The organism is Ruegeria sp. BHSA118 (assembly GCF_059613405.1).
Genome location: NZ_JBXWSM010000016.1, coordinates 24638 through 49627, shown reverse-complemented (window position 1 = coordinate 49627; position 24990 = coordinate 24638). Strand labels below are relative to the sequence as shown.

The window sequence follows — 24990 nt, the reverse complement described above, 5'->3', positions numbered from 1 at the left end:
AACTTTTTTGTTTGAGCGATCAGAAATCGCGGATGTCTTTCCACTGCCGCTGCTCTGACGAAGCCAAGGCGGCAGCAAGCACGCGGTTGACCTCATGCCCGTCGCGAAAGGTCGGCCAAGTGGCTTTCCCGGTGTGGATGGCCTGAAGAAAGTCTTTGGCCTCGATAATGATCTGGTCCTGATAGCCGGTTCCGTGGCCCGGACCCTGACAGAAGGGCTGGTAATCCGGATGCGCCGGGCCGGTCAGGATTTTTGTGAATCCACGGGACGCTTCGGGCCCTTCCCGCTTATACAGCCACAGCGCGTTCTGGTCTTCCTGATCGAACCGGATGGCGCCCTTTGTTCCCGATATTTCATAAGCATAGCCCATTTTCCGCCCCGTCGCGACGCGGCTGAAATACAGGTTGCCCATAACCCCGTTTTCAAAACGGCACATCATCTGGGCGTGGTCGTCATTTGTCACCTCACCACCCGGTCGGGTTTTGTGAACCGTTTCAACATCCGCCATCACCTGCGCGATCGGACCAACCAGCGCCAATGCACCGTTGACCATATGCGGGGCAAGATCTCCGATGGTGCCATTGGCCATGCCCGTCGCACGCCAGGAGGCAGGGGCGTGCGGGTCGGCATAGAAATCCTCGGTGTGTTCGCCCCGGAACCACGTGATGTCACCAATCGCGCCATCGGCAATCAACTGGCGGGCATATTGGCTGGCGGGTGTGCGGATATAGTTGAACCCCACCATGTTGACCGCGCCAGAAGCTTCGGCAGCAGCAACCATCGCCCGACTGTCTTCAAGCGATGCGCCCAATGGTTTCTCACACAAAACCGGTTTTCCCAGTGCAAAAGCTGCTTCGGCAATCTGACGATGTGTCGATTGAGGCGAGGCGATCACGATTGCCTCGACCCTGGGGTCTTCAACCAACATGCGCCAGTCATCGGTTGCCCGCTGAAATCCATAGGCCGCCCGGTAGCGTTCGGCACTGTCCGGGCTCGACGCGCAGATGACCTCAAGCCGGGGGCGCAACGCCGTGTTGAACACCGCACCGACGGCCAACATGGCAACGGAATGGGCCTTGCCCATATAACCGCCACCCACGATTCCCACTCCGATTTCAGGCATCTGCCATGGCCTCGCACATTGTGTTTGCAACCGGTTGCAAAATCAGTATCGTGTGAATCGATTCAACGCAAGGTCCAAACTTTGCCCACCCCACTTTGCCGGAGGATATGACGTGAGCGCTTTGATGGAGGGTATCAAAGGAAACCGCTTTGCCGTTCTGGGGCGTGCGGGTATGGACCTTTACGCAGACCCGATCGGTGTCAAAAGCGAAGAGGCCGATACGTTCCATGCAGATCTTGGCGGTTCGTCCGCGAATATCTGTGCCGGTCTGGTCAAGCTGGGCAGTCAGGCATCCTTGGTCACCTCCGTCTCGGACGATGCAATTGGTCGATTCTGCCTCAACCGGTTGCAACATTACGGGGTAGACACCGCTTATATCCGCGTGTTGGTGGGCGAGTATCGCACCTCTCTGGCCCTGTATGAAAGCCGGACCGAGAACTTTCAGAATGTCATCTACCGCAACGGTGCGGTCGATTTTCAGGTTACTGACGCGGATGTGGACAGGGTTGATTATTCGTCCTTCTCGGCCCTGATCTCGGCTGGCACCGTCTTTGCATCCGAACCCTCGCGCAGCGCCACGTTCCGAGGGTTTGAAAACGCGCGCAAAGCTGGTCTTCCGATCATTTTCGATGTTGATTACCGCCCCTACAGCTGGCCGTCGCCAGAAATTGCCGCTGACGTTCTGTCCCGTGCGGGCGAAGCCAGTGACCTGATTGTCGGCAATGATGAAGAGTTCGGGTTCATGGCCGGCGGCATGGAAAAGGGCTTTGCCAAGGCACAGGAGCTAGCCAGGAAACCGGGCCGGGTTGTCATTTACAAGATGGGCGAGAAAGGCGCCGTGACGCTGGCGGATGGGCAGGAAATCAAAACCGGGATTTACCCAGTGGACGCTATCAAGCCCGTCGGGGCCGGTGACAGTTTCATGGCAGGGCTTCTGGCTTCGATCGCGGCGGGGTACGCGCTGAAAGAATCGGTGATGCGCGGTTCTGCCTGCGCATCCATTGTCGTTTCCAAACCCGGCTGCGCCCCCGCCATGCCCACGACCCCCGAACTGAACGCGTTCCTCGCCACTCACCCCGGTCCGACCACATAGGAGTATCCCATGCATATCGCGCCCTATGACAATCAGAACAAGCCCATCGTTGACGCCGGTGATCCGACCGTTCCGCTGAACTATTTCAACATCGTCAAACTGAAAAAAGGCGAGGCGTTCGAATACCAGGTGCCGGGCTACGAGACGTGCATCGTCCCTGCAACCGGCAGCGTTGATGTGGATGTCGAAGGCGTTTCCTTCCCCAGGCTGGGCAACCGGGGTGAAGATGTCTGGGATGGCGAGCCCGAAGGTGTCTATGTGCCCGTCGGCGCAAAGGTACAGATGGTCTGCGTTTCTGATGCGACCGAGGTGTTTATTGCCGGCGCAAAGTATGACAAGGTGCTGGATCCGTTCGACGTGCGCGAGCACGACCTGGTGCAATACGGCAGCGACGACACCAAGACCCACCGCAAAATCAAGCACATCCTCGGCCAGAAACAGCACGACAAGGTCGGTCGCCTATTGGTGAGCGAGCTGTTCACCGTCGGTCAGGGCGGCTGGTCGGGCTTTCCCAGCCACAAGCACGACACCAACCGCCTGCCGGGTGAAACCCGCCACGATGAGACCTATAATTTCCGGTTCAAGCCCAACTGGGGCGCGGGCCTTCAGATGTTACAGCGCGAAGATAACCAGCCGGGCGACGCCTATCACATCGTGGATGGATCGACCGTTTGCATCGACAAGGGCTATCACCCCTGCTGCGTTTTGCCGGGGTACGAGATGTATTATTTCACCATCCTCGGCGGCCTGACCCAGCGTTCTCTGGTGCAGTATTTCCAGCCCACACATGCCTATCAGATCGAGACCATTCCCGGCATCAAAGACATGATTGCGAAATTCAAATGACCCTCGCTACGCTGAAAGACGTCCTGCAACCCGCTTATGAACAGGGCTATGCCGTAGGCGGGCTGGTCACACTCGGCTGGGAAGATATGCGCGCCTATGTGGCCGCAGCCGAGGCCGAGAACGCCCCGGTGATCCTGCAAGCCGGACCCAGCTGCCGCGAGCACACGCCGCTGCCGATCCTGGGCAAGATGTTCCGGTATCTGGCCGAATACGCATCGGTTCCGGTCGTTGCACATCTGGATCACGGCTATACCTTCGAGGACTGCAAGATCGCGCTCGACAGCGGGTTCACCTCGCTGATGTTCGACGGGTCGCGCAAACCCCTGCAGCAAAACATCGATGAAACCGCCGCGATTGCCGAAATGGCCCATGCCGCCGGGATCTCGTGCGAGGGCGAGATCGGCTTCGTCGGCTATTCCGGCGGTGAGGGTTCAAACGGCACGGACCCCGAGGAAGCCGCGAAGTTTGCCCGCGACAGCGGCGTGGACGCGATGGCAATCTCGGTCGGAAACGTCCACCTTCAGCAGAACAAGGAAGGTGGTCTGGACGAGGCCCGCATACGCCAGATCGACTCCATGACCGAGGTTCCACTGGTGATCCATGGCGGTTCAGGCGTGCCGGTCGAACAGCGCGCGCGGCTGGCGCGCGAGACCTCCATCTGCAAATACAACATCGGGACCGAGCTGCGCATGGCCTTTGGCAATGCGCTGCGCGAGGCCGTCAACCGCGATCCCGACAGGTTCGACCGGGTGACGATCCTGAAGGAAACGCATGACCCGGTTGAGGCTGCTACCCGCACCGTGATCCGCGCCTTCGGAGCACCGCCGCAGCGCTAATCACCCCGTCCTGAGGCGTTTTGCAAAATGCGCTGGCGGGTCCTAGTCGTCGCGCCCCGGTTCGTTGGGATTGCTGGAAAACAGCGCAATCTTGTTGCCCTGTGGGTCCCGCAGATAGCCGACATAGAAACGCGGCCCGTATATGGCGCGAAAGCCCGGCTGGCACTCGTCTGCTCCGCCGGCCCGCAGCGCGGCGGCGTGCAGATCGCTCACCTGCTGCTGATTGCGCGCCTCGAAGGCGACCATCGCACCATTCCCGGCCGAGGCAGCCGCCCCGTCAAAAGGCGGTTTGACGTAGAACTCCGGCAGAACCGGCTGCTGGTCCGGCGACACTGGCAGGGCGAAACTCAGCCCTTCGGGGCCCTCCTTCAGCGCATAGCCGAGATCCGGCAGAAAGGCGCAATAGAACCGTTTTGCGCGCGCGATGTCGTCCGCGCCGACCGTGACATAGGCAATCATGCCGCATCTTTCCTTGCGGGGTGTCGATCCGTCAACCGGCACCAGTGCATCGGTGCAAGTCTATTCCGGACGGGGAGGACCTCATGGCCCTCAGATCGAGCCACCCTCGACCATGAAGTTGCCCGCGCTGCACATGGCGGCGTCGTCCGAGGCCAGAAACAGCACCATGCGCGCGACATAGACAGGCTCAATCGGATCGGGCAGGCATTGGCGGTCGACCTGTTTGGCCAGCGCCTCGGGCGTGACCCACAGGTCTTTCTGGCGGTCGGTCATGATCCAGCCCGGCACAACCGTGTTCACACGAATGCGGTGATCGCCCAATTCGCGCGCCATGGTGCGCGTCAGGCCGTGCACCGCCGATTTCGCGGTGGCATAGGCCGGAAAACCTGCCCCAGCCTCCCACCACGAATTCGATCCGATATTGACGATCGAACCTGCGCTCTTGGCGATCATACCCGGGGCCACAGCCTGAATGGCAAAGAACATATGGCGGATATTGGTCGCCATCCGCTCATCCCAATATTCAGGCGTAACTTCGCGCCAATCATGGCGGTCATCCTGGGCGGCGTTGTTGACCAGCACATCCGCCTCGTCCAGTTCCTCGACCAGTTGCTCCAGCGCGGCCCGCATCGCTTGGATATCGCGCAGGTCGCATTGCGCAAAGACATGCTCTCCGTCCAGCTCGGAAAGCAAAGCAAGCCCGGCATCGGCGTTGAGGTCCAAAAACCCAACCTTTGCCCCCTGTTCGGCAAAGGCCCGAACGGTTTCCGCGCCAATTCCCCCGGCCCCGCCGGTGATGAAAACCGTCTTCCCTGCAAGGCTTGGGTAATTGGCGAAAGTATGGCTCATCCGTCACGCTCCATGATCCATTCGACCTCGGGGGCTGGCACGAACCGCCATTTCCGCAGAGGTCCGGCCATGACGTTCAGATAGTACATCTCGAACCCATAGGGTGCGCCGCAAGGGTGATGGCCGCGCGGGACGGTCACGACGTCGCCATCGGATACGGCCATCGTCTCATCCAACTGGCCATCATCGGTATAGACCCGTTGAATTCCAAATCCGTTCGACGGGTTGAGGCGGTGATAATAGGTCTCTTCCAGATAGGTGATACGGGGATAGTCATCCTCGTCGTGACGGTGGCTGGGATAGGACGACCAGTGCCCATTGGGCGTGAATACCTCGGTCACCAGCAGGCTGTCGGCGTAATCCTCGGCCTCCATCGCGATATTGTTGATGTATCGCGTATTCACACCCTTGCCGCGTTCGGTCAGGGTTATCCCATCAGGGCCAATCCGACGCGCCGGATGCCCGCCCTTGCCCGGCGCTGAGCAGACGGCCAAAACGCAATCGGTCTCGGCGACAGCTTCCCACTCGGTTCCGTTGGGCAGGTACAGGCAATGCGGCGGTGTTTTTTCGAAAACACTCATCCGGTCACCCAGAACGCCCCAATCCTGCCCGGCCCCGGTGATCCGTGCCTTACCTTCGACCATCACCAGAATGACTTCACGATCCGCGTTCACTTCGTTTGCGCGATCCCCGGCCTTTAGATGATAAAGCCCAAAGCCCACATATTCCCATCCAGCACATGACGGAGTGATGTCATGTACCTTGCCGCGGGTTCCGATCGGTTTCTTCAGCAGGTCTGCCATTCTTGTTCTCCTTCTTGGGCGGGCCACGTGTGCCCGCCTGTGTTGAATTCAGGCAGCTTGCCTTTGGTTCCGGGCCGATAGGGACTTGGCCAGCTGCGCCTCGGTCCATCCTTGCGCAACCGCGCGACGCAGAATATCCGCCTGGCTTTCCGGCGCATTGCCCCCGACCGGGGGGTCCGTGTCCAGATTGGTCGGGAAGGGATAGCCCTCGGCCGTGGCCGCTATCGCGGCCTCCACCTGCGCTAACTCCAGCGTCCCGCGCTGTTTCAAGGCGATCAGAGACGGGAACACCGCCACAGACATCGCCCGTCGGTCCACCGACTCCATCGCGCGCCCGAAGGCAGATGAGATTTGCAGCAGGTTTGCCATGCGATTGATGTCGGTGCTGCTGTTCGCGCCCGCCGCATGGAACAGCGCCGGATTGAAGAACACCGCGTCACCCTTTTCCAATGGCAACTGGATGCAGCTGCCTTCGAAATGCGCCCGGTGTGCCTCATCGTGGAACGCCAGATAGCCCGGCGGGTAGAGCTGCGAGAACGGCAACAACTTGGTCGGCCCGCTTTCCACCGGCATGTCACAATGCGCAACCGCCCCTTGCAGGGTCAGCGAGGCCGTCACCAGATGAGCCTGTGCCGGATATCTGGCCGCGCTGTCGGCGGTTTGAAAGCCCAGATGATAATCCCGATGCGCCTGCTGTGCCTTGCCGCCGGGGCGCACCTGATTGATTTGCGCGGTCATTTGATAGTTCGGCCCCAGCCACGCCTCGCAAGCCGCTGCAATGGCCACATTCCCGAAATAGAGCGCAAAGCCCTCGGGATCGCGCAAGCACTGTTTCTGCAATGCGTTCCATATCCGGTCATTCGCGCCCGAGGCCGCGAAGTGGTCACCTTCCCCGGCCCCGCCCTGACGTTCTTCCTCGATGATCTGATGGAACACAGCGGTCGCCCGGTCGATCACGGACGTATCCGCAAATGCGCCTTTTAGAACGATCACACCCGCAGATTTGTCCAACACGCCTGCCCATTCTGCCAGCAGTGCTTTTCTTTGATCCGCATTCTCCAGCGCCGGGCGCAGGGCGTGCATATCATAGATCGGAACGTTCTTTTGCACCGATGCGGCATGAGGCACCGCACCGGTTGTCAGGTATTGCGAGGTCAACACCTTGAACTCATCCAGATCGCAGGATTCCCGGTCAAAATAACCGACGTATCCAAGTTCTTGATGTACCATGACAAACTCCTCTTTCATGGCTTCGGTGTTGCCCCGAGGGGCGGTGATTAAACGGTGATCTCCAACCCTGCCTTGCCGCAAACCTCGACGATGTGGTCATAGCCCAATTTGGAGTACTCATAGGGCGGCGCCTTGGCGGGGTCCTGCTCGGCCTCGACCACGATCCAGCCGCTGTAATCCATTGCTTTCAACGCGTTGGCTACGGCCTGAAAGTCGATGCACCCATCACCCGGCACGGTGAACGCGCCGGCGATCACCGCATCCAGAAAGCTGCGATTGTTCTCGCGCGTGTCCCGCACGATGTCCGGGCGGATATCCTTGAAGTGGACATGGTGCACACGGTCGCCCCAACGGTTCAGTGTGGCCATCACGTCGCCGCCACCAAACAGCAGATGGCCCGTATCGAAGCACAAGCTCAATTCGGGGCCGGAACCCTCCATCAACCAGTTCACATCCTCTTCGCTTTCGATGATCGTGCCCATGTGATGGTGATAGGCCATCGGCATACCCTGATCTGCCATCCATTTGGCAAGCTCGGTCAGTTTGCCCGCATAGGCCAACACATCGTCTTTGGACAGCTTCGGGCGGTCATTGACCGGCGTTCCGATCTGCCCCTGGACGGTATTGGAACACTCGGCGTAAACGATGCAGGGGCTGTTCAGCGCAACAAATTGTTCGACCTGTTCACGCACGACAGCGATTTCGGCGTCCAGGTCATTGACCAGAGTACTACCCGAGCACCAGCCGCCACACAACGCGATGTCATTGGCCTCCAGATAGGCGCGCAACCCTTCGGTGTCGCCCGGCATCCGCTGACCCCGTTCAACACCGGTATAGCCGATCTCGCGCGCTTCTTTCAGCGCCTGCTCCATCGTGTAGGCTGCGGTCAGGTCCGGCAGATCATCATTCTGCCAGGCAATCGGAGAGATACCGATCTTCATGCTCATTTGGTGTTTCTTTCCTTGATGGCGACCTCATAGGCCGCACGTTTTTCATTAACTTCCGGGCGGATGCTGACCTCGGGCACCGCCACTTCCCACCACGTTCCGCCATATTCGGTCGAAGGATAAGGATCGGTGTCGATCACCACCACATAAGGGCCTCTGACCTCGGCGCGTTCGGCCAGTGCCTCCTCAAGCTCGGCGATCGAGCTGACCTTGACCGCGGTCGCCCCCATTGCTTCGGCATGTTTGGCAAAGTCGATCACCGAATTTTCGCCGCCAATTGCGTGATCCAGCAGGTTGTTAAACTCGGCCCCGCCGGTTCCCATCTGCAAACGGTTGATGCAGCCAAAGCCGCGATTGTCGGTGACCACAACGGTGAACGAAATCCCCATCATCGCCGCCGTCGCCATTTCGGAATTCGCCATCATGTAAGTACCGTCGCCGGTAAAGCAGATCACGTCGCGGTCGGGCTGGGCCATCTTGATGCCCATGGCACCGGCGATCTCATACCCCATGCAGCTGAAGCCATATTCCATATGATAAGCACCGGGGCGCGGTGCCTTCCACAGCTTGTGCAGCTCACCCGGCATTGTGCCCGCGGCACACATGGCAACGGTGTTTTCATTGGCCGCCCGCTGCACGGCGCCAATCACCTGCATATCCGTGGGCAGCGCATTGCTGTCCGCTGGCGCGTCGGTCAACGCGTCGACCTTGGCAAACCACTCCGACTTCAGCGTCGCGGGCATATCAGGCGCGCGGTAACCGCCCAACGCACCGCTCAGGTCACCCAGCCCAACGCGGGCGTCAGCCTGCAGCGGCATCGCGCCGTGCTTTGCCGCGTCATAGGCGGCGGTGTTCAAGCTGATCAACTCGCTCTCGGGGTTCGCGAACAAGCCCCATGACCCGGTGGTGAAGTCCTGAAACCGGGTGCCGACGCCCAGCACAAGATCCGCCTTTGCGCAGATGTCATTGGCGGGTTCGCCCCCGGTCACACCAACGGGACCAAGGTTGAGCGGGTGATCCCAGGGCAATGCGGACTTGCCCGCCTGTGTCTCGGCCACCGGGACATTGTGTGCTTCGGCAAAGCGCTGCAACGCGGCGGTTGCGTCCGAATAATGCACACCCCCGCCTGCAACGATAACGGGACGCTTGGCGGCCTTGATCGCGGCAACGGCACGGGCCAGTTCACCCTCATCCGGGCGAATGCGGCGCTGATACCAGACGCGTGGTTCAAAGAAGCTTTCGGGATAGTCATAGGCCTCGGCCTGCACGTCCTGACAAAAGGCCAGCGTCGCCGGGCCGCAATCCGCCGGGTCCGTCATCGTGCGGAAGGCACGCGGCAGAGCCGTCAACAGGTGCTCCGGCCGGGTGATGCGGTCGAAATAGCGGCTGACCGGTCTGAAACAGTCATTCGCACTAATAGTTCCGTCCGAGAACACTTCGGGTTGCTGCAAGACCGGGTCAGGGCCACGCGTGGCGAACACGTCACCGGGCAGCAACAAAACCGGCAGGCGGTTGACATGGGCCAGCGCGGCAGCGGTAACCATGTTGGTGGCCCCCGGCCCGATGGACGAAGTGACCGCCATCGCCCGCCTGCGCCCCAACTGCTTGGCATAGGCAATCGCACAATGTGCCATCGTTTGTTCATTATGACCGCGATAGGTGGGCAGGCTGTCTTTCACACCGTGCAGCGCCTCGCCCAGACCGGCCACATTGCCATGGCCGAAAATCGCCCAGACACCTGCGATAAAGGGCTCTCCAGCCTCGTTCATCTGCGCGCCCAGATAGCGCACCAAAGCTTGCGCCGCGGTCAGTCGGACTGTCTTGCTCATCATGATCCCTTTCAACTCAGCCCCGCCTTTGGCGGCCTGCGGGTTTTCTCATTTGCGAAGGTGCCAGCTTTTGTATCAAAGCTTGAAAACAGAGTGGCGTCACGTGCCACCGCCCGATGGATGCCCCATTGGGGCATCCAAATTCTGTACTTTAAACCGTGCCGCCCAGCGATCCCTCAAGCTCGGCCATTTCCTGACCGCCGGCCATCAGGTCCTGCAACTCTTCGGGTGTGATTTCACCGCGTTTGGCAGTACCCAGGGTTTTGCCGCGGTTCAGTACAGTAAAACGATCGCCCACCGCCAGCGCATGGCGCACGTTGTGGCTGATGAAAACCACGCCGACACCCTGGCTGCGCACCCGATCGATCGTGGCAAGAACATTCGACGTCTGACGCACGCCAAGCGCCGAGGTCGGTTCGTCCAGGATCAGGATCTTGGCGCCGAAATACACCGCCCGCGCGATGGCCACCGTCTGACGTTCGCCGCCGGACAATGTGCCAACCGCCTGATCCGGTGCGCGCAGATTGATGCCCATCTTGCGCATCTCTTCCATGCAGACGTCGTTTGCATGATCCACATCGAACCGCTTGAGCAATCCTTTGCCCTTGGTGGGTTCGCGCCCCATGAAAAAATTGCGCGTCACGCTCATCAGCGGGATCATCGCAAGATCCTGAAACACGGTCGCGATGCCCGCTTCCATTGCATCGCGCGGCGTGTCGAAATGCAGCGGCTGACCTTCGAACAAAATCTCGCCCTTGGTGGGTTTGTGCACCCCGGACATGGTCTTGATGAAGGTGGACTTGCCCGCGCCGTTGTCGCCCAGCAGGCAATGACATTCCCCGGGCTTGACGTCAAAGCTGACGCCAGCAAGTGCGATGATATTGCCAAAGTGCTTTTCGATGTCTTTCATCTGAACGATGGGCGCCTGATCGTCGACGGCATCGCCATGGTGGAACTTGGTGTCCTCGGTCATATCAGCGCTCCCCGGTTACGCGCTTGCGGATCGCGTTGTTGAACAGAACGGCAATCAACAGCATGGCACCCAGGAAGACCTGGAACCAATCCTGATCAAAGTCGGTATAGGTCAGTCCGATGACAACCATTCCAAAGATGATCGAGCCGAAGAACGCCCCGATGGCCGAGCCATATCCGCCGGTCAGCAGACAGCCGCCGATAACCGCGGCGATGATCGCCTCGAATTCTTTCTGGAACCCCCGCCGCGCATCGGTCGAGCCCGCGTCCATGACGGTAATGATCGCCACAAGGGCGGCACAGCAGGCCGTCAGCATGAACAGTGAAACCTTGACACGGTTCACCGGAACACCCGAATTGGATGCAGCCGTGCTGTCACCACCCGAGGCGAAAATCCAGTTCCCCACCGGGGTGCGCAGCAGCACGTAGGTTGCCGCCAGTGTAATGACAATGAACCACAGGATTTCGACCGGAATACCCGGGACCTTGGGCGCGCCGCTTTTGAATGTATCGATCATGCCGTTGGCGGCCAGCCATGCGAACAGACTGCCGAATGCTTCGCCCGAAAAGAAGGGAGCCAGCCAGTCGTTTTCGACCGCGTCGCGCACGCCGCGCAACTGGGTTGAACCGCCTGTCGCCATTTTCAGACCCACCAGTGACAGGCCACGAAGGATGAACAAAAACGCCAGCGTTACAATGAACGAAGGCAGGCCCGAACGGATCACGATATTGCCGTTGACCGCACCGACACAGGCCGCAAATATGAATGTCATTGGGATGGCAAAGATCAGCGGCAATTGCCAGGTCACGACGCAAACGCCGAAAAACAGCCCCGAGAACGCGACCATCGATCCGATCGACAGATCGAACTCTCCACCAATCATCAGCAGTGCTGCACCGATCGCCAGGATACCCAACTGTGCCGCAGGGGTCATGAAGTTCATGACACCGGCCAGAGTGAACATCGATTCATCTGCGGTGATCGCAAAGAACACGAATACCAGAACCGCACCTGCAATGGCACCCAACTCGGGTCTTTTCATCAGTTTGGTCAGGAACGGTTCTTTCTTGACCCTTTCGTCCGACAGGACGGGCGCTGATTCACTCATGGTTTCCTCCCAATTCGGTGAGACCGGCGCGTTAGCGCCGATCCTGTTGTTTGTCGGATCGCGCCGAAATCAGCGGATACCCTGCGCGGACAGTTCGATGACCTGTGCGGCCTTGTCCTGAGTGATCAGGTTCGGGCCCGAAGGCACGTCGCCGCCCGGCATCAGGCCGTATTTGGCGTGCAGACCCATGAAGTTCACCGACAGGTAGCCCTGAAGATACTGCTGCTGGTCGATGGCAAAGGCCGCGTCACCATCCACGATTGATTGGAGGAAGTTGGCCGACAGGTCGAACGAGGCAACATTCACATCCCGCCCCGAGGCTTTGGCCGCAGCGACCGAAGGCTCACCGGCCGAGCTTGCGCCCAGAGCCATAACGGTATCGACGCTTTCGTCAGCGGCCAGTGCCGCAGAAACCTTGGACTCGATCTCAGACGGATCGTTCGAGGTCGGCAGAACGGTTACTTTACCGCCAAACCCTTCAGTGAAGCCTTCACAGCGCAGGTCAAGTGACACGTTGCCGACCTCGTGGTTGACACAGATCGCATTGGTTCCACCCATCGAAGCCAGCTTTTCACCAGCCGCCTTGCCCGCATCATATTCGTCCTGACCCACATGCAGCAGAGCGCCCAGTTCCTTGGCCACTTCCGCACCCGAGTTGATCGAGATCACCGGGATACCGGCGGCAACCGCACGTTCGATCGAGGGGCCAAGCGCATCGGCATCCGGGATCGAGACAATCAGGCCATCGGGTTCCTGGTTCACGGCTGCGTCGATCAGCTGCGACATGGCAACCATGTCAAAGGTTTCAGGTGCACGATATTCCACGTTCACACCAACATCTTTTCCGGCCTGCTCAACACCGTTTTTCACGACGTTCCAGAATGCGTCATTGGCCTGGCCATGCGACACGACCACGATTTCCTGCGCAAATGCAGGTGTGGCCAAGGCCAGTGCCCCCGCAGCAAGCGCGCCTTTAACGAATTTCTTCATTTCAGTTTCCTCCCAATGGTTCAGTCTGATCTTCTGTCGGGGTACCGGCCCCGATCATCCGGCTGTGCCGAATCTCAGTGGCTGCGGCGCTGGGCCGAGCTGATGTTAGTTTGAAGAATTTCGATCATTTTGCAACCGGTTTCAAAATCTCTTCCATCCGAACGGGCTTTCCCGTCTGCGCTGACAGGGTTGCGGCCTCGGCCATCGCCAGCGCTGCAACACCGTCCTTCAGCGTGACAGGAACTTCGGATCCACTTTCAACAGCGTCAACAAATGCGGCCCATTCCACGCGGTATGCAGGCATGTAGCGTTCCAGGAAAAAATAGGTCGGCTTGGCACCCACGACGCCGTCCGCCGTTGACTTTACGACAGTGTTTTCCAGCATGTTGTGAGCCTGTAGCAACCCCTCGGACCCCAGCAATTCGACCCGCTGGTCATAACCATAGGCCGCGCGCCGCGAATTCTTGATGACCGCGATGCGGCCATCCGCGTAAGTCATTGTAACGGCTGCTGTATCCACATCCCCTGCGGCACCAATTTCAGCATCCACAAGCGAGGACCCAACCGCCGAGATTGTTTCGGGAACGTCCCCCATCAGGAAGTTCGCCATGTCAAAATCATGGATCATCATGTCCCGAAACAAACCACCAGACACCTTTACGTAGCTGACCGGTGGTGGCGCCGGGTCAAACGATGTGATCGACAAGAGCTCTGCCTTGCCGATCTCACCCGCATCCAACCCCGCCTTCAAGGTCGCAAAATTGGGATCAAATCGCCGATTGAACCCTATCATGACCGGCTTGCCGCGTTCCGAGACGGTATTCAGACAATCCGAGGCGCGTTTCAGGTCCAGATCAACAGGCTTTTCGCACAGAACGGCTTTTCCTGCGCCTGTCGCTGCTTCAATCAGGTCAGAATGCGTATCTGTTGGAGTTGCAATCAGAACCGCGCCGATTTCCGGATCCGCAATGATCTCTTCGGAACTGCGCGCTTCGGCCCCATGATCGCTGGCAAGGCTGGCCGAGGCCTCGGGCAAGGCATCGGAAACAGCAATGAGCTTGCTGCCCGGATGCGATGCAATCGCCTGCGCATGAACACGCCCGATGCGCCCGGCACCCAACAATCCGACCTTCAACATACAGATCTCCCGAATCTTGTTGTTGCGCGCAACAATGATTCTATTTGCAACCGGTTGCAATATTTTTTTCGCAACCTTGGCACTTTTACCGCCCAGGCCCCAAATCACTCTGGAGAATTCACGATATGGTCCCGGATCCCGATCCGCCGGCTGAAACCCACACGCTGAAATCCGCGCATTGGCCGTCCTACGGGAATCCCCCAATTTCGGAACATGGTGAATCAGGTTAATGTTTGGTTAAGGAACACACACTACCACTCTGTGACCCCTTAGAAGGGCTGGCATGACCCCCTCGTCCAGCCCTTCATACCTTACCCAACAACCGCGAAGAAACAGCCCGCATAGCGGCCTGACGTGTTCATCGAAATCGAAATTCGAGAATGGCGATCCCTGAAGGACTCGAACCCTCAACCTGCTGATTAGAAGTCAGCTGCTCTATCCAGTTGAGCTAAGGGACCGCTGCACCCTTCTTGCGGTTTTTACGAGCGGGGTTCAAGAGCCAAGCGCATGAATGCGCTGTTCGGATCGTCACTGTAGCCAAAGATCGGTCCGCAATAGGAATAACCCAACGCTTCGTAGAGCTTGCGGGCGGCATCATATTCTGGAAGATGCTCTGCCCCGGTTTCCAAAACCAAAGCTTCGACGCCTTCTGCGCGCGCCAGTTCGGCCAGATGAGCCATCATGACACGCGCCAGTCCGCGCCCCCGTTCCTGTGCGAGGATATGCACCGACTTCACCTCGGCCGTACCATCGGGCAACAACTTCAAGGCGCCGCAGCCCAAAGCCTGCTGATCGTCGTAAATCGCACAGAATCGAATACCCGGTCCGGCCAGTGATTCTGTGCTCATCGTATGGTTGCTTTCCGCAGGACCGGCCGCTTCGCTGTGGGCGAAATGAGCTTCGACAATCGGACGCAACACATCCGAGGTCGGGTCGGCCTCGCGAATTTCGATCATTCAGTGAGTCCAGGGCCCACGGCGGTCGGTGGCGAAGTTTTCTCCGTAACCGCGTGCGCGCAGGTTGGGTTTGCGCTTATGCGGCTCGCTGACCTGCGCATCGATACCATTGTCCCTGGCATAATCCATCGCCTCTTTCTTGGTGTCGAATTTCAGGCGTATCTGGGTTTGCGTGTCGTTGGATGACGTCCAGCCCATCAGCGGATCAACCTCACGTGCCGAAGCCGGGGCATATTCCAGAACCCACTTGCGGGTCTTGGCCATCCCTGAAGTCATCGCATTCCTTGCAGGCTGGTAAATCCGTGCGCGCATGTCGCCTCTCCGTACTCACTTGGCTGGACCTGTTTATGCGTCAGAGCGCAGCCCGGGACAAGACAACAATTGTCGCGGATTGTCGAAGCAAACCAATGACAGAAACTGTCATCAGGGCCAACTATGATCTTCGAAAATCAGCCGAAGGATAAACAGATGGTCCATCGTGAATGCACTCTGGGCATCGACGCAAACCCCGGGAACATCCGGGCGATACCCTCGACCGAAGCCCATGCCTTGATTACCGTCAAACCGATGATGGCGAAGGCTCTCATCAGCGAGCTTGCTGCGTTGGCCGGTAAGGTTGGTTCGGATCACAATCCGGATGCGTATCTGCCCAGTATCGAAACTGGGGGATTTGTACCGGATCAACCCTTGCAGTTGGACAAAATAAGAACAAATGTAAGGGCCTGATCCGGAGCCTGCCCATGCCATACGCCCATTCCGACAAGACCCAAATGACAACCGAAGATGTTCGGGCCCGCCTGAAACTCGAGGGCGGCAAACAGTTCGTAATGCACACCGAGTTCGCCCCCGCTGGTGATCAGCCCACGGCGATCAAAGAACTGGCCGGAGGTGTTCTGGACGGCGAGCGTGATCAGGTTTTGCTAGGGGCAACCGGCACCGGTAAGACCTTCACCATGGCCAAGGTGATCGAGGAAACCCAACGCCCGGCGATCATCCTCGCCCCTAACAAGACGCTGGCGGCGCAGCTGTATGGTGAGTTCAAGGGCTTCTTCCCTGAGAACTCGGTCGAGTATTTCGTGTCCTATTACGATTACTACCAGCCCGAGGCCTATGTGCCGCGCTCGGACACTTACATCGAGAAAGAATCGCAGATCAACGAACAGATCGACCGGATGCGCCACTCGGCCACCCGGGCGCTGTTGGAGCGGGACGATGTGATCATCGTCGCTTCGGTCTCATGCATCTACGGTATCGGTTCGGTCGAGACCTACGGCGCGATGACACAGGACCTGAAGGTGGGTCACGAATATGACCAGCGGCAGGTGATGGCTGATCTGGTCGCCCAGCAATACCGCCGCAACGATCAGGCGTTTCAGCGCGGGTCCTTCCGGGTGCGCGGCGACAGCCTAGAAATCTGGCCCGCCCACCTTGAGGACCGCGCGTGGAAGCTGTCGTTCTTCGGCGAGGAACTGGAACAGATCACCGAATTCGACCCCCTGACAGGCGAACGCGCCGCGACGATGGAGCATGTGCGCGTCTACGCGAACTCGCACTACGTGACGCCGAAACCGACGATGCAGCAGGCCATCATTGGGATCAAAAAGGAACTCCGCATCCGGCTCGACCAACTGGTGGGCGAAGGCAAACTGCTGGAAGCGCAACGTCTGGAACAGCGCACTAATTTCGATCTGGAAATGCTCGAAGCCACCGGCGTCTGCAACGGGATCGAGAACTATTCGCGCTACCTCACGGGCCGCGCTCCGGGTGAACCACCCCCAACCCTGTTCGAATTCATCCCCGACAACGCCATTGTCTTCGCCGACGAATCCCATGTTAGCGTGCCACAAATCGGCGGCATGTACCGTGGCGACTATCGGCGCAAGTTCACACTGGCCGAACACGGGTTCCGCCTGCCGTCCTGCATGGACAACCGCCCCCTCAAGTTCGAGGAATGGGACGCCATGCGCCCGCAATCCGTCTTTGTCTCGGCCACCCCGGCGAAGTGGGAGATCGAACAGACCGGCGGCGTCTTCACCGAACAGGTGATCCGCCCCACCGGCCTGCTGGACCCCGAGGTTGAAATCCGCCCCGTGTCGATGCAGGTAGACGACCTGCTGGACGAGGTCCGCAAAGTCGCCGCCGATGGCTACCGCACGCTGGTCACGACGCTCACTAAACGCATGGCCGAGGATCTGACCGAATACCTGCACGAACAGGGAATAAAAGTCCGCTACATGCACTCGGATATCGACACGCTGGAACGCATCGAGATTCTGCGCGACCTGCGTCTGGGCGCGTTCGACGTGCTGGTCGGCATCAACCTGCTGCGCGAAGGACTCGACATTCCAGAATGCGGTCTGGTCGCCATTCTGGACGCGGATAAAGAGGGCTTCCTGCGGTCCGAGACCTCTCTGATCCAGACCATCGGCCGCGCCGCGCGCAACGCTGATGGCCGAGTGATCATGTATGCCGACAAGATCACTGGTTCGATGGAGCGCGCCTTGGGCGAAACCAACCGCCGCCGCGCCAAGCAGCTCGCCTATAACGAGGAACATGGCATCACGCCGGAGACGGTGAAGAAGAATGTCGAGGACGTTCTGGCCGGTCTCTACGAAGGCGACGTCGACATGAACCGCGTCACCGCCACCATCGACAAACCAATGCACGGGGCGAATTTGGAGGCCCATCTGGACGGGTTGCGCGACCAGATGCGCAAAGCTGCTGAGAACCTAGAATTCGAAGAGGCCGCCAACATCCGGGATGAGATCAAACGTCTGGAAGCGGTCGACCTCGCCGTCGCCGACGACCCCATGGCACGCCAATGGGCGGTCGAGAAAGCCTCGGAAGACGCAGTGAAATCGCGTGGTCGGTCGACGGCTGGTCGGCCGGGGCAGAGGGGCGGGAATGTGAAGAGGCGGAAGCGGTAACTCAGACGGTTGAAAGCTACCAGCGACTGGGAACTAGCTTCTTAAGGCCCAAATTCCCACTCCTTTGCCCTCAGGCAAGCAAAACCAATCCTCTCCTCGCACTGCGTCATAAACTTCCGAGTCAGATGATCGCATTTCCAGTTCTTTCCGAACCACTTCCTCTAGACTCTTAGGCGTAGATCTACCTGCACCTTGTCTGATTTCTTCCACTTTCTCGTAAATCTTCGACAGGTGCGCCCTGCCACCCAATTCATTTAAGGCTGACCTAACATCGTCACACCATCTTGCATCGGCCTCCATCATGTCATCATTACTCCTTTGAGGGTTCGCTTTTTTTTGGTTTCTAGTGGTGACAGTATTTGGGTCTCGAAGAACCGAAACAGGTTGGCGTTGACCGGACGCATCAATAAAAAACCAATTGACCCATGCGTTTTCAGTTTTTGTTCCAATCGCGCGGCTTAACTCATTTAGCGTTGAATATCTGCCATTTAATCCGGAAATCTGCCACTGCCCGCCAACGACGATTGCTTGGTACTCTGTTCCCAGATACGTTCTGTGTATCTGGAAGCCTTCGCTGAACTGCACTCCAAATCGACGATCAACCAAACCGTGTCTATCATTAGACTTTTGCTGCGTTGACTCTGGTGATTTGTTATTCTCCCGACTCAAAACCCTTCTGAGAATATCGTCTTCGTTTTCTTCGCCGCAAATTCGCAACGACCAGATCAAGGCAAAGACGTCGATTGATACTTGGATTTCTTTCATCTAGAATCTCCAATCTAAGTTCTAGATAATATAGATAGATCTAGAATTCAAGGACAATCGTGCGTCTGATGAAATCACCATACCGTCACAGTCGCGCTTATACCTGTTCATATTCCACTCTTGCAGCCCAGCGCCCTCTCCTCCACGTTTGAAATCACAAATTGTGATTCCAAACGGTTACCATGACGAACCCCAACACCCTGCCCTCCACGCATGAGGTCGAACGCGCCATTCACCGGGTGCGCGACACACGCGTGGTGCTGGCCGAGGATCTGGCACGGTTCTACGGAAAATCCGTCAGCGCCTTCAATCAGGCCGTCTCGCGCAACAAGGACCTGTTCGAGGGCTACCGCTTTCAGCTGACCGATGCCGAGGTGGCCGATTTGATATCACAGAATGTGATTTCAAAGCCCAAGGGTCGCGGCGGGCGGCGGGTCAACCCGTGGGTCTATACCGATTACGGCGTGGCCATCGCCTCGACCCTGTTCAAGGACCCGCGCGCGATCAAGATCACCCGCATGATCACCGAAGCCTTCGTCGACGGCGCAAACGCATTGGCCGAAACCCCGCGCAGCGCGCCCGAGATCCTGCCGCCCGAGGGCACCCCCGCCCCGCTATTGCCCAATGGCGAGCAGTTGCGCGATCTGGCCGAAAACATCCTCGATTCCGGTCAGCAGAGCCTTGTCGATTACATCGCCAACCCCACCACCAAGCGCCAGCAGGCGGTGGCGGTGATCATGAAAACCCTGGCCGAAACCGCCGGCGAAGAGGTGCGCACCCAGCACGAGCGTCTGCGCCTGCGCATCGCTGAACGGTTGGCCGCGGGCGATTATGCCGATGATGACGACCGCAAGGGGTTGCTGGAGCTGCTGAATGCGATGAAAGGCTGAGGCAGCCCTTGCCCCCGACCTTTCGGCCGCTAGACTCCGCCCCATGCGCGTTGTCCTGTTATCACTGACCCTCGGCACACCCGCCACCGCGTGGGAAGCAACGGTGGGCCAGATCTGCACCCTGTCACACGTGACGGACACGGCAGAGATATTCCTGACCTATGACCCGGCAAAACCGCTCTATACCCTGTCCGTTACCCGCAAGACCGAAGGTTGGACCAATACTCCATGGTTCGCAATGCGGTTCGAGGGGCCGAACCCCATCGAAATCGCCACTCCGCATCATGTCCTGTCTGACGGTTCGTCGTCTCTGACAGTCACTGATACCGGCTTTGGAAACGTGCTGGACGGGCTGGAATACAACCTGACCGCCTATGCGTTTACGCAGGACAGGGTGACCGAATTTCCCTTGGACGGTGCGGCGCCCCAGGTTCGCATTTTCCGCGATTGTGCCGGGGCTCAGCTGTCCTGACCGGGTCAGAAATCGAACAGATCTTCCAGAAAACCGCCACGTTTCTTTTTCTTGCGATAACCGTGATCCGCCCGGTCATCATAGCCGGATTGTGGCGAAGAATACGCCGTCGACCGATCGATGATCTTGTCCAGTTCGCCCCGATCCAACCAGACACCTAGGCATTGCGGGCAATAGTCGAATTCGACCCCGTTTCGGTCCGCGATGACCAGTTGAGTTCCGTCAATCGGGCATTGCATCATACGATATCCAGTTTTGCCATCAGTATGAGATGGGATCGATCCGCTGCATTGCCATCCCTCTGTGACAGGACGCCCGTTCGCTTGGGTCAAGCTGGATGACACAGGCAACCGGCCCTGGCCCGAGCAGATTTTCTGGACATCGCAATTACAACCGTCAGGGGCGCACGAACTTGGCCGTTCCAAGAGACCGCTGTTGCGGTTCGGGACTGTCGTGAACTGGCGGCGCAGTTGACCGCGGCACGCTGGCAGCGCCACAGGCGACCCCGTCGCCATCCGGGTCATTGCGCTTGTGATAACCCGCCTGCCCCTCGTAAAACGGCCCCACCCCCAGCGACTGGGTTGCATCACAACCTGCCAATGCGATCAGGTGAATCACCGCCTCTTCCCGCTCAAATTCAGACAGGCGCAGAAAAACACCCGTGGCGATCAGCACGGTGGTCAGCGGCAACAACAGAACCATGACCAGAATGCGTACCGGAGACAGCGCATGCCTGCGCGTCGCCTCTGCGCGCCGGTGTCGTCTGGACGGCTGCGGCTTCGGATCAGGTGTATTCTGCGAGGGTTTCTTGAACAGCATTGTCTGATCTGTAACGTCGATTTGTGGCAAAGCCGAGGCAATCCCATATCGACTGAGGTAAAACAAATGGTACAATCCATTGCAGACACTTAAGGTGACAGGGAACCATCATCCGCCCGATTTTTTGCTGCCAAACCGATATAGTGACCCAATCCGATCCTTATCAGACGCCCGACGCATCGGCGCGCTCGCAAGCACAGAACCTTCTCTTTCAGGCCAAATTTGCTGCACTGGCCTTTCTGCGCCCTGACACTGGGTTACCGTCTGTCTCGCGGATCGCGCTGGCCACGGATGAAGCAGGTTGCCCTGTTTCACTGATTTCAACCCTTGCGGAGCATACGCGCGCGCTGAGCACTTGCCCCAACTGCGCCCTTCTGATCGGAGAGCCCGCAGACAAGGGCGACCCGCTGACCCATCCTCGCCTGACATTGCACGTGATCTCTCAGCCAGTTCACCGGGATATGGCAGGTTATGGTGACTTGCGCGACCGGTACCTGGTGCGGCGGCCCAAAGCGAAACTCTATGTCGATTTCGCCGATTTCGGGCTGGTCCGGTTCGCAATCAAAGACGGCCTTTTGAACGCCGGATTTGGCATGGCCTATCGCCTTACCGCACAGGATTTCTAGCCATCAGCGGACCACATGTACGGCGCATCCCGCATGACGAACGACATGAGATGCGGTTGAGCCCAACAGCAGGTCCTGCATCCCCGGCCGGTGGGACGCAATTATGATCAGATCGGGTTTGTTCGCCTCGGCCCAATCCAGAATGGTCCGGCCGGAATGTCCTTCGATCACCAAACCCTTTGCATTCGGCAGCTGCGATGCCAGTTCATCCAGTTCTGCCTGAATCGCCTTGCGCGCCTCTGTCAGGTATTCGGACGGCATGTACGAGATTGCATAGTTGGGAATATGCTCGACCACATGCAACAAGGTCACCTGCACGTCTGGCGTGGCCAGAATCTGGGCCAGCTTCAAAGGCCCGGATGTATCTCTTTCGGGATCGAACGAGATGGGGACCAGAATGTTGTGATACATGATGTGAGCCTCCATTTTTGCAGGCTCACTTTGAAACAGAAATGAATTCCAGGCTTTGATTCAGGTCAGGAACTGCCGAATGTCTCGGCGACGTCATACATGACCGGCTCAAAGCTTTTGCAGAGTTCGTTGATCTTGCGGTTGCGATCGCGCATTTCAGGCGTGCGCAGCATGGCAAGAAAATCTTCGCGGCGTTCCCATTGCGAATAGTTTGCTATTCGGGTTTGCGCGTCATTGACGTGCAGCCCGGCGGAAACAAAACCTGGTTGCTTGGAAATGAACTCGGCATAGGCATCCGTCAGAGCTTCCAGAAGGTCCTGACAGGTGCCGGGCGTCATTTCAAAGGTCGTGATAACTGTTTGAACACTGGCGTTTTTGGCGATTTTCAGCATCGGGATTCTCCACTTTCTGTCCCAAGCCTAACACATCAAAATGAAACGTCGCCTATTTCCTGCCGGCCTTGCAAACCGGGTCAGTCATTTACGGCCAGATCAGAGTGAAATGGCCACCCGTTTCGGGGTGGCCAGACAGCTTTCTAACGTTCCATGCGCATCAGAACCGAGGCCGTACCCTTCACATGCTCTGGCCAACGCAACAGAAAACTGTCGCCTGTCGCCCCCTGTTCGACCTCAACATGAGGCGCGCTGAAGACGTGATTGTTGAACACCCCCGAAAGCACACCGATCGTCGCAACCCCATCGCAGCTTCTTGCTTTGCCGTCGAAAGGCAACTGCCCGTTTGCCGAAACAGGCCAAAGATTGGACACCGAGTTCTGCGTATAACGAACCCTCAACGGGTTTGCGGATTTCCTTGTTACGCCATGATACGTATTGTTCTGGAAGGTCACGTTCGAGTGCCTGTCTTTGTTCAAGTCGGCGAAGCTTGTATCCACCCGATCCGCTCGAAAGATTTCACCGCTCGTGGCACGAAACTTGTTGCCGGTCACGACCAGGCCATTGAGAAAATGCCCGGGCCCATAGGGACGAATGACGATGAAACTGAACCAGGACGGGGCCTGACTGGAATAAAAGATGTTGTCCGTGATGCTCATCGCACTGAACGAAAAGCCACTCGTGTAGGTCGGCGACGGGTCGCGTTCATTCGTCCATTCGACGAAACAGTTGTCGACATAATTCTCGGCGATAGTGGAACTGTTGTAGGTGCCGACCATGATCAAACCGGCCGTACGCACACCTTGCGGGATGCTATCGCCCTGAAAGACATGGTTGCCCAGGATCATGTTGTTGTCACCGCCCAGAACGGCGAAATGTCTGAAACGCACCGCTCGGTTGTGGCGCAACTTCACATCGTTAGAATTGGTATTCAACGCAATGGAATGCCGGTCCGTTACGACAATGGATTCTTCTGCTGACAGGAACTGGCAATTGTCGATCAGCATGCCCTTGCACCCCGTTCCAGTCGATGTGATCCCCCGGTTTTTCGGGCGGCTGATAAAACAGTCGCTCAACGAAAACGTACTGCCGGAGGCCGCCAAACGAATTCCGCTGCATCGGCTGTTGCACTGAAATTCGATCTGTTCCATGCCGAATTTCCGAAGCGTGCTGAAGCCGCTGAAATCCAGCAGGTACTTGAGTGAATAGAATGTGAAAGACTGGGTCCCCGAAGCCCCCACAAGAGGCGCGCTCAGTGTGATCTCACCCGCACCGACATTCTTTGACCGTACATAGATTTCGCGCCCGACTCCGCTGCCGGCAACGTAGGACCCAACAGGAATGTTGGCGACATTCGCGACATTGGTCAGACGCGTTTTGTCCGACGGATCATAGGTCGCAGTCGAGGTGAACGTTTCCGTATCCCACGCCGAACTGCTTTTGACATCAAACTGACCATTCCGGATCACGCGACGGGTTGAAAAACCACTTTGCTTGTTGGGAACCGCTGCGGCCATATCGATCGGCGCGGTGACGGAAATCTTGCGACCACCCAAATCCAGCGAGTCATGATCCGAATTGTTCAGAAGGGCCTGAAACGCTTTTTTGAACGCCAGTTCTTCGTCTCCGAAAGCCGAAATGTAAGCCGGCAGATGGAAATCCTTTGTCAGCAACAACATCTTGTCATCCGGCATGGTGACTGTGCCTTCAAAGTCCATCTCGGACGTCATACTGGTGTTTTCGGCCAGATGATAAGTCCCTTGCGGAACGTAAACCCGACGGCCACCCGCCGCCTGATCGGCCGCTTCAAACGCAGCCGAATCGTCCGTCACACCGTCGCCGATGGCCCCGTAGTCGCGTACATCCACGACACTGATCATCTCACGCAGGAAGACACCGGTGACATCCGTGATCTCCAGGTCGTCGACGCGAACCAGCGCCCCATTCGCGCCCTCAATATCCAGACCGAAATGGCCATACAGGGCGGCCAACCCCCAAGCCATGTCCACGCCGGGGCGCTTGCCGGTTCCGACAATCGCCGTTATTTCATGCACGCTTCCATAGCCCGACAGCTGTGTTGCAGGCCCCTGCTCCACGACACCTGCCACATGCGTGTCACCTGCGCCCCCGGCCCAGGCCGCTATGCGCACCGACGGCAAAGGACCGCTGATCGCCTTGACCCGCGCTTTGATCTGCAAATAGCAACCGGGCAAAATCGGCGTCTGGCCCATGTATCGAAGCTGTTGGGTGGTTTGGACTTTCAGGATCTCCAGACAGCCACCAAAATCGGCATCCGCAGGTACGAAAACCCCCGTGCCAGATCCACCATATGTGGGCGAGCCGGGCGTTCCGTCCCCCGCAGACCAAACGGTCAGGCCATTCGCGAATTGAGGCGGCATGAAGACGATGCCGTCAGTGATTGCCTTGTTCATTGAAAACCCTTTCTAAATCGCGCCGCACCAATCTGGCGACGCGTCCAAACCCCGTGTTCAGGTCCACCCCGAACGC

General features: G+C 58.3%; 27 protein-coding genes and 1 tRNA gene. 8 read left to right on the top strand and 20 right to left on the bottom strand.

Annotated features, from left to right (window positions below; genetic code table 11):
* Positions 1 to 19: 19 nt before the first annotated feature.
* On the bottom strand, positions 20 to 1123 hold the full coding sequence (locus tag AC2FNN_RS07240; RefSeq protein WP_496757571.1) for a Gfo/Idh/MocA family protein: 1104 nt from the start codon (positions 1121 to 1123) through the stop codon (positions 20 to 22).
* A 124-nt stretch (positions 1124 to 1247) separates the two neighbouring features.
* Here AC2FNN_RS07240 and iolC point away from each other — a divergent pair, with 124 nt between their 5' ends.
* The 3 genes from iolC to AC2FNN_RS07225 are packed head-to-tail and all read left to right on the top strand — an operon-like array spanning position 1248 to position 3898.
* Complete coding sequence (gene iolC, locus AC2FNN_RS07235; protein WP_496757608.1) at positions 1248 to 2216, top strand: 5-dehydro-2-deoxygluconokinase; 969 nt, start codon at positions 1248 to 1250, stop codon at positions 2214 to 2216.
* Positions 2217 to 2225: 9 nt separating this feature from the next.
* Positions 2226 to 3062, top strand: coding sequence for a 5-deoxy-glucuronate isomerase (locus tag AC2FNN_RS07230; protein ID WP_496757570.1), 837 nt, complete (start codon positions 2226 to 2228; stop codon positions 3060 to 3062).
* Positions 3059 to 3898: a class II fructose-bisphosphate aldolase gene (locus AC2FNN_RS07225; RefSeq protein ID WP_496757568.1), complete on the top strand. Its 840-nt coding sequence runs from the start codon at positions 3059 to 3061 to the stop codon at positions 3896 to 3898. Before AC2FNN_RS07230 ends, AC2FNN_RS07225 begins: the two co-directional genes overlap by 4 nt.
* A gap of 42 nt (positions 3899 to 3940) precedes the next feature.
* Here the strand turns inward: AC2FNN_RS07225 and AC2FNN_RS07220 are convergent, their stop codons facing one another.
* From AC2FNN_RS07220 to AC2FNN_RS07160, 13 genes are all read right to left on the bottom strand, one after another.
* A complete protein-coding gene (locus tag AC2FNN_RS07220) occupies positions 3941 to 4357 on the bottom strand; it encodes a VOC family protein (protein WP_496757566.1) in 417 nt (138 codons plus the stop codon).
* Positions 4358 to 4447: 90 nt separating this feature from the next.
* The gene (locus AC2FNN_RS07215; protein ID WP_496757565.1) at positions 4448 to 5206 is read right to left on the bottom strand and encodes an SDR family NAD(P)-dependent oxidoreductase; all 759 of its coding nucleotides are present in this window, start codon (positions 5204 to 5206) and stop codon (positions 4448 to 4450) included.
* Positions 5203 to 6009: a 5-deoxy-glucuronate isomerase gene (iolB, locus tag AC2FNN_RS07210; protein WP_496757563.1), complete on the bottom strand. Its 807-nt coding sequence runs from the start codon at positions 6007 to 6009 to the stop codon at positions 5203 to 5205. The genes AC2FNN_RS07215 and iolB overlap by 4 nt, the downstream gene beginning before the upstream one ends.
* 48 nt (positions 6010 to 6057) lie before the next feature.
* A complete protein-coding gene (locus AC2FNN_RS07205; protein WP_496757561.1) occupies positions 6058 to 7239 on the bottom strand; it encodes a phytanoyl-CoA dioxygenase family protein in 1182 nt (393 codons plus the stop codon).
* Between the two features lie 47 nt (positions 7240 to 7286).
* Positions 7287 to 8186 (bottom strand): myo-inosose-2 dehydratase, encoded by a 900-nt coding sequence (iolE, locus tag AC2FNN_RS07200; RefSeq protein ID WP_496757559.1) that lies wholly within the window; start codon positions 8184 to 8186, stop codon positions 7287 to 7289.
* The gene (gene iolD / locus AC2FNN_RS07195) at positions 8183 to 10015 is read right to left on the bottom strand and encodes a 3D-(3,5/4)-trihydroxycyclohexane-1,2-dione acylhydrolase (decyclizing) (protein ID WP_496757558.1); all 1833 of its coding nucleotides are present in this window, start codon (positions 10013 to 10015) and stop codon (positions 8183 to 8185) included. Before iolD ends, iolE begins: the two co-directional genes overlap by 4 nt.
* A gap of 151 nt (positions 10016 to 10166) precedes the next feature.
* The gene (locus AC2FNN_RS07190; RefSeq protein WP_496757556.1) at positions 10167 to 10988 is read right to left on the bottom strand and encodes an ATP-binding cassette domain-containing protein; all 822 of its coding nucleotides are present in this window, start codon (positions 10986 to 10988) and stop codon (positions 10167 to 10169) included.
* Position 10989: 1 nt separating this feature from the next.
* The gene (locus tag AC2FNN_RS07185) at positions 10990 to 12096 is read right to left on the bottom strand and encodes an ABC transporter permease (protein ID WP_496757555.1); all 1107 of its coding nucleotides are present in this window, start codon (positions 12094 to 12096) and stop codon (positions 10990 to 10992) included.
* Positions 12097 to 12165: 69 nt separating this feature from the next.
* A complete protein-coding gene (locus AC2FNN_RS07180; RefSeq protein WP_496757553.1) occupies positions 12166 to 13086 on the bottom strand; it encodes a sugar ABC transporter substrate-binding protein in 921 nt (306 codons plus the stop codon).
* A 124-nt stretch (positions 13087 to 13210) separates the two neighbouring features.
* The gene (gene iolG / locus AC2FNN_RS07175; RefSeq protein ID WP_496757551.1) at positions 13211 to 14224 is read right to left on the bottom strand and encodes an inositol 2-dehydrogenase; all 1014 of its coding nucleotides are present in this window, start codon (positions 14222 to 14224) and stop codon (positions 13211 to 13213) included.
* A 381-nt stretch (positions 14225 to 14605) separates the two neighbouring features.
* A tRNA-Arg gene (locus tag AC2FNN_RS07170) sits at positions 14606 to 14682 on the bottom strand.
* A 21-nt stretch (positions 14683 to 14703) separates the two neighbouring features.
* Positions 14704 to 15180 carry a GNAT family N-acetyltransferase gene (locus AC2FNN_RS07165; RefSeq protein WP_496757549.1) on the bottom strand — a complete coding sequence of 159 codons (477 nt, stop codon included), beginning with the start codon at positions 15178 to 15180 and terminating at the stop codon, positions 14704 to 14706.
* On the bottom strand, positions 15181 to 15492 hold the full coding sequence (locus AC2FNN_RS07160; protein WP_152459136.1) for an ETC complex I subunit: 312 nt from the start codon (positions 15490 to 15492) through the stop codon (positions 15181 to 15183).
* Between the two features lie 156 nt (positions 15493 to 15648).
* On the opposite strand from AC2FNN_RS07160, the gene AC2FNN_RS07155 reads away from it, so the two are divergent.
* Both AC2FNN_RS07155 and uvrB read left to right on the top strand, forming a co-directional pair.
* Positions 15649 to 15906: a hypothetical protein gene (locus AC2FNN_RS07155; protein WP_496757547.1), complete on the top strand. Its 258-nt coding sequence runs from the start codon at positions 15649 to 15651 to the stop codon at positions 15904 to 15906.
* A gap of 14 nt (positions 15907 to 15920) precedes the next feature.
* Complete coding sequence (gene uvrB / locus AC2FNN_RS07150; protein ID WP_496757546.1) at positions 15921 to 18107, top strand: excinuclease ABC subunit UvrB; 2187 nt, start codon at positions 15921 to 15923, stop codon at positions 18105 to 18107.
* A 33-nt stretch (positions 18108 to 18140) separates the two neighbouring features.
* Here the strand turns inward: uvrB and AC2FNN_RS07145 are convergent, their stop codons facing one another.
* Positions 18141 to 18872 (bottom strand): hypothetical protein, encoded by a 732-nt coding sequence (locus AC2FNN_RS07145; protein WP_496757544.1) that lies wholly within the window; start codon positions 18870 to 18872, stop codon positions 18141 to 18143.
* 182 nt (positions 18873 to 19054) lie between these two features.
* Here AC2FNN_RS07145 and AC2FNN_RS07140 point away from each other — a divergent pair, with 182 nt between their 5' ends.
* Positions 19055 to 19762, top strand: coding sequence for an ORF6N domain-containing protein (locus AC2FNN_RS07140; RefSeq protein WP_496757543.1), 708 nt, complete (start codon positions 19055 to 19057; stop codon positions 19760 to 19762).
* A gap of 43 nt (positions 19763 to 19805) precedes the next feature.
* Positions 19806 to 20234, top strand: a complete 429-nt coding sequence (locus AC2FNN_RS07135; protein WP_496757541.1) for a hypothetical protein — start codon at positions 19806 to 19808, stop codon at positions 20232 to 20234.
* Between the two features lie 5 nt (positions 20235 to 20239).
* Here AC2FNN_RS07135 and AC2FNN_RS07130 read toward each other — a convergent pair whose 3' ends face one another.
* Positions 20240 to 20473: a TFIIB-type zinc ribbon-containing protein gene (locus AC2FNN_RS07130; protein WP_496757539.1), complete on the bottom strand. Its 234-nt coding sequence runs from the start codon at positions 20471 to 20473 to the stop codon at positions 20240 to 20242.
* Positions 20474 to 20630: 157 nt separating this feature from the next.
* Complete coding sequence (locus AC2FNN_RS07125) at positions 20631 to 21053, bottom strand: excalibur calcium-binding domain-containing protein (protein ID WP_496757538.1); 423 nt, start codon at positions 21051 to 21053, stop codon at positions 20631 to 20633.
* Between the two features lie 143 nt (positions 21054 to 21196).
* Here AC2FNN_RS07125 and AC2FNN_RS07120 point away from each other — a divergent pair, with 143 nt between their 5' ends.
* A complete protein-coding gene (locus tag AC2FNN_RS07120) occupies positions 21197 to 21679 on the top strand; it encodes a HugZ family pyridoxamine 5'-phosphate oxidase (RefSeq protein WP_496757536.1) in 483 nt (160 codons plus the stop codon).
* A gap of 3 nt (positions 21680 to 21682) precedes the next feature.
* On the opposite strand, the gene AC2FNN_RS07115 is transcribed toward AC2FNN_RS07120, so the two are convergent.
* From AC2FNN_RS07115 to AC2FNN_RS07105, 3 genes are all read right to left on the bottom strand, one after another.
* The gene (locus tag AC2FNN_RS07115; protein WP_496757534.1) at positions 21683 to 22090 is read right to left on the bottom strand and encodes a universal stress protein; all 408 of its coding nucleotides are present in this window, start codon (positions 22088 to 22090) and stop codon (positions 21683 to 21685) included.
* Between the two features lie 65 nt (positions 22091 to 22155).
* Complete coding sequence (locus AC2FNN_RS07110; RefSeq protein ID WP_152459145.1) at positions 22156 to 22482, bottom strand: antibiotic biosynthesis monooxygenase family protein; 327 nt, start codon at positions 22480 to 22482, stop codon at positions 22156 to 22158.
* A 143-nt stretch (positions 22483 to 22625) separates the two neighbouring features.
* Entirely contained in the window at positions 22626 to 24914 is a 2289-nt protein-coding gene (locus AC2FNN_RS07105; RefSeq protein WP_496757533.1) for a glycosyl hydrolase family 28-related protein, read from the bottom strand.
* Positions 24915 to 24990 lie beyond the last annotated feature (76 nt).